General features: G+C 63.1%; 3 protein-coding genes and 1 pseudogene. All 4 read left to right on the top strand.

Annotation, left to right across the window (positions count from 1 at the left end; translation table 11 throughout):
- Positions 1-798, top strand: a pseudogene (locus EOA86_RS21970) (threonine synthase); the annotation flags it as partial.
- A 14-nt stretch (positions 799-812) separates the two neighbouring features.
- Positions 813-2,105 carry a pitrilysin family protein gene (locus EOA86_RS21965; RefSeq protein WP_029355661.1) on the top strand — a complete coding sequence of 431 codons (1,293 nt, stop codon included), beginning with the start codon at positions 813-815 and terminating at the stop codon, positions 2,103-2,105.
- Positions 2,106-2,121: 16 nt separating this feature from the next.
- A complete protein-coding gene (locus EOA86_RS21960) occupies positions 2,122-2,718 on the top strand; it encodes a GNAT family protein (RefSeq protein WP_029355659.1) in 597 nt (198 codons plus the stop codon).
- 2 nt (positions 2,719-2,720) lie between these two features.
- The coding region (locus tag EOA86_RS21955; protein ID WP_128343555.1) for a diguanylate cyclase at positions 2,721-4,983 on the top strand (2,263 nt) is incomplete at its 3' end.

The following is a 4,983-nucleotide window of genomic DNA, read 5'->3' as shown; positions in this document are numbered from 1 at the left end:
GTGAAGGACATGTTCAACGATCACGCTTTTCGCGACCGGGTATCGCTGTCCGGGGTCAATTCGATCAACTGGGCCCGCATCATGGCCCAGATCGTCTATTATTTCTCATCAGCGCTGTCGCTCGCCGCGCCCGACCGGCCGGTTTCCTACACGGTACCAACCGGCAATTTCGGCGACATCTTCGCCGGCTACGCCGCCAAGAAGATGGGGCTGCCGATCGAGCGGCTGATCATCGCGACCAACGACAACGACATTCTGGCGCGCACGCTGTCGAGCGGCGAATATCGCACGAAAGGCGTCTTTTCGACCACGTCGCCGTCTATGGACATCCAGGTTTCTTCGAATTTCGAGCGCTTGCTGTTCGAGGCGGCCGGCCGCGACGCCTCGACCGTGCGGCGCTACATGAGCGGCCTCAAGCAGTCCGGCGCCTTCACCATCGAAGCGGGCGAGATCGCCAGGATCCGCGCCGAATTCGATGCCGGCCGTTCGACCATGGACGAAGTCGCCGCTACGATCCGCTCGACGCTCGCAGCCAGCGACTATCTGCTCGACCCGCATACGGCCGCAGCCATGCATGTTGCGGCTGCGAAGGCCACCAATGCCGTGCCGATGGTGGTGCTGGGCACCGCCCATCCGGCAAAGTTCCCGGCCGCCGTCGAAGCCGCCAGCGGCGTGTCGCCGACCCTGCCCGCATGGCTAGGCGGGTTGATGACATCAGAGGAAAAATACACGGTACTTCCATCCGACCTGAAAATGGTGGAAGATTATGTTAGCCGCCACACGCGGGCGGCAAGTTAGGGAGTATCAGCTATATGGGTGTTGAGGTAAGCCGTCTGTCGAACGGCCTGACAGTCGCCACCGAAACCCTTCCAAGCCTCGAATCCGTCGCTCTTGGTGCCTGGCTCAAATCAGGCGCCCGCAACGAGCGTAGCGAAGAGCACGGAATGGCCCACTTGCTTGAACATATGGCGTTCAAGGGAACCAGAAGGCGAAGCGCCTTCGAGATCGCCTCGGAAATCGAGGATGTCGGCGGCGAGATCAATGCCGCTACCAGTGTCGAGACCACCTCCTATTATGCCAGGGTGCTGAGCGACGACGTGCCCCTGGCCGTCGATATCCTCTCCGACATCTTGCAGGAATCCGAGTTCGACCCGCAGGAACTGGAGCGCGAGCAGCATGTGATCCTGCAGGAGATCGGCGCCGCTCACGATACGCCCGACGACATCGTCTTCGACCGCTTCACCGAGACGGCTTTTCGCCACCAGACGATCGGCCGCTCAATCCTCGGCACGCCGGAAACCGTCAAATCCTTCACCTCGAAGCAATTGCACAAATTCATCGAACGGCAATATGGCGCCGAGCGCATGGTGGTCGTCGCCGCCGGCGACATCAAGCACGACAATTTCGTGCGCGAGGTCGAGAAGCACCTTGGCGGTTTCCGCAGCAAGTCCGACAACACGATGCCGCAATTTGCGCAATATGTCGGCGGCGATTTCCGCGAGGACCGCGACCTGATGGACGCGCAGATCGTGCTGGGGTTCGAGGGCCGCGCCTATCATGTACGCGACTTCTACGCCTCGCAGGTCCTGTCGATGATCCTTGGCGGCGGCATGTCGTCGCGTCTTTTCCAGGAGGTCCGCGAAAAGCGCGGGCTGTGCTATTCGGTCTATGCCTTCCACTGGGGTTTTTCCGATACCGGCATATTCGGCGTCCATGCCGCGACCGGGCAGAGCGACATCGCCGAGCTGGTGCCGGTGGTCATCGACGAGTTGCAGAAGGTCGGCGAGAACATCCTGCAGGAGGAACTCGACCGGGCACGTGCCCAGTACCGTGCAGGCCTGATCATGTCCGCCGAAAGCCCGGCCAGCCGCGCCTCGCAGATCGCCCGGCAAATGCTGCTGTTCGGCCGGCCGATCGCCAAGGAAGAGCTGATGGAACGGCTGTCGGCGCTGACGGTCGAGCGCCTGACGGACCTGTCGTCACGGCTGTTTTCGACCAAGCCGACGCTGACTGCCGTCGGACCGGTGGGTACGCTCGCTCCCTATGAGGCGGTCCTCGAATCGCTTTCGGGCACGCAGACCACGGCCCGAAAGCTCGCCGGCTAAAGTCCATCAAAGCGTCATGTTCGCGCTCCCTTTCTTTCGCCGTGACCTGCCGGCACTGAAGGGTGACCGGGTCACGCTGCGCGTCCCGCTGACCAACGACTATCGCGAATGGTCGGTGCTGCGCGGAGAAAGCCGCGCCTTCCTGGAGCCGTGGGAGCCGCGGTGGAACCCCGACGAGCTCGACCGCACGGCCTGGCGGCATCGCCTCAGCCGCTATCGCGAAGACTATGCGCAGGGAACGGCCATAGCCTTCTTCATCTTCGAGAAAGGCAGCGGCAAGCTTGTCGGAGGAATCACCCTCGGCAACATCCGCCACGGCGTCGCGCAAAGCGGCCATATCGGCTACTGGATCGGCGAGCGCTACAGCGGCCGTGGTCTGATGACCGACGCGGTCAAGGTCGTGACGCGCTTCGCCTTCGATACGCTGAGGTTGCACCGGATCGAAGCTGCCTGTATTCCCGACAATGCCCGGTCGATCCGCGTGCTTGAAAAAGCCGGATTCCGGCGCGAAGGACTTCTGCGATCCTATCTCAGGATCAATGGCATCTGGCAGGACCACTACCTCTACGCCCGGATCGAAGACGATCCGCCGGGCGCGGGAACGAAGGACTAATTTTGACGAATTTCCTGCGAATCGGGTCGTTGTTCGCCTTTGTGCTGACGGCAATCGTCGTGCTCTGCGCGGCGTCCTCGGCCTTCGCCGTCGAGCCGATCAAGATCGCCCGCGACGACGTGGCGCTCGACCTTTCGGGCGCCGTCGAAATCTACCGCAACCAGGGCGAGAACTTTCAGGTGTCGACCGCTCCAGGCCCGGACGGCATCGTGCGGCGCATCGAGGTCGAGGCCAATGATGCGCGCTCGTCCGGCGACTGGGCGGTGTTCGCGCTTGCCAACACCACCGACCAGCAGCTCGACAGGCTGATTGTCGCACCGCATTTCCGGCTGGTGAATTCCGGCATCTTCTGGCCGGATCTCGGCTCGACCCGCATTGCCGCGATCACGCCCAGCGAGGGCTTCGCGCTTGACCGCCAGAGCAGCCCCGACGCCGATGTGTTCCGGGTGACGCTGAACCCCGGAACGGTGATCACCTTTATTGCCGAACTTGCCTCGCCCAAACTGCCGCAGGTATATCTATGGGATCCGGAATCCTACAAGGACTCGGTCAATTCCTACACGCTGTTTCGCGGCATCGTCATCGGCATCGCCGGCCTTCTGGCGCTGTTCCTGACCATCCTTTTCGTGGTCAAGGGGACCTCGATGTTCCCGGCAACCGCAGCACTCGCCTGGGCGGTGCTCGCCTATATCTGCATCGATTTCGGCTTTCTCAACAAGGTGCTGGAAATATCGCCCGGCAACGAGCAGATGTGGCGAGCCGGAACGGAGGTGGCGCTTGCGGCGACCTTCGTGGTGTTCCTGTTCGCCTATCTCAACCTCAACCGATGGCACGGCCATTTCAGTTACGGCGCGCTGGTCTGGATTCTGGGGCTGCTGCTGATCGCTGGCGTTGCGATCGTCGATCCGGCGGTCGCCGCCGGCATCGCCAGGCTGTCCTTCGCCGCCACCGCGCTGACCGGCCTCGGCCTGATCATCTTCCTCGGCATACGCGGCTACGACCGTGCCATCATGCTGGTGCCCAGTTGGGTCATGGTCCTGTTGTGGCTATGCGGGTCGTGGATGGCGATCACCGGCATGCTCGACAACGACATCGCCCAGCCGGCACTGGGCGGCGGGCTGATCCTCATCATCCTGCTGATCGGCTTCACCGTCATGCAGCACGCCTTTGCCGGCGGCGTACTACATCAGGGCCTGTTCTCCGATCTCGAACGGCAGGCGCTGGCCGTCGCCGGATCGGGCGACACGGTGTGGGACTGGGACGTGATGCGCGACCGCGTCGTCACCAGGCCGGATGTCAGCATCCAGCTTGGACTTGCGCCCGACAGCCTGGGCGGAGCTGCTCGTAACTGGCTGCCGGTACTTCATGCCGACGACCGCGACACGTTCCGTACCACGCTCGACGTGGTGCTCGAACACCGGCGCGGCCGGGTGTCGCAGAATTTCCGCCTGCGCGGCGCCGACGGGCACTATCACTGGTTTTCGCTGCGCGCACGGCCGGTGATCGGATCGGACGGCGAGGTCATCCGCTGCGTCGGCACCATGGTAGACGTGACGGAGCAGAAAAAGTCCGAGGAGAGGCTGCTGCACGATGCCGTGCATGACAATCTGACTGGCCTGCCGAACCGGGAATTGCTGATGAATCGGCTGGAGGCGATCATTTCGATCGCGCGCACGGAAGAGAAAGTGCGTCCGACCGTCTTCGTCATCGACATCGACCGGTTCAAGCAGGTCAATGACGGGCTCGGCATCTCGGCCGGCGATACCATCCTGCTGACCGTTGCGCGCCGGCTGCACCGGTTGCTCAAGCCGAAGGATTCGCTGTCGCGTTTTGCCGGCGACCAGTTCGCGCTGATGCTGCTTTCCGAACAGGACCCGGCCCCCATCGCAGCCGTTGCCGACGCCATCAAGCATGCGATCAACAATCCGATCACCTTTGCCAAGCGCGAGATCGTGCTGACCGCCTCGATCGGGCTGGTCACCTGGACGTCGGCGCAGAGTTCGGCCGAGGACATGGTCAAGGACGCCGAGCTTGCCATGCACCAGGCCAAACGTTTTGGCGGCGACAGGATCGAGCCGTTCCGCCCCGCCTTCCGGACCGTCGGCACCGACCGGCTGCAGTTCGAGTCCGACCTGCGCCGCGCCATCGAACGGCGCGAATTCACACTCGCCTACCAGCCCATCGTGCGGCTGGAAGACGGCAGTGTTGCCGGCTTCGAGGCGCTTTTGCGCTGGGACCATCCGCGCCGCGGCATGATCCCGCCGG

This window comes from Mesorhizobium sp. M5C.F.Ca.IN.020.32.2.1, from assembly GCF_004023105.1.
In the GTDB taxonomy this organism is placed as follows: domain Bacteria; phylum Pseudomonadota; class Alphaproteobacteria; order Rhizobiales; family Rhizobiaceae; genus Mesorhizobium; species Mesorhizobium wenxiniae.
The sequence above is the reverse complement of the archived record's forward strand: the minus strand, read 5'-3'. Positions and strand labels throughout refer to the sequence as shown.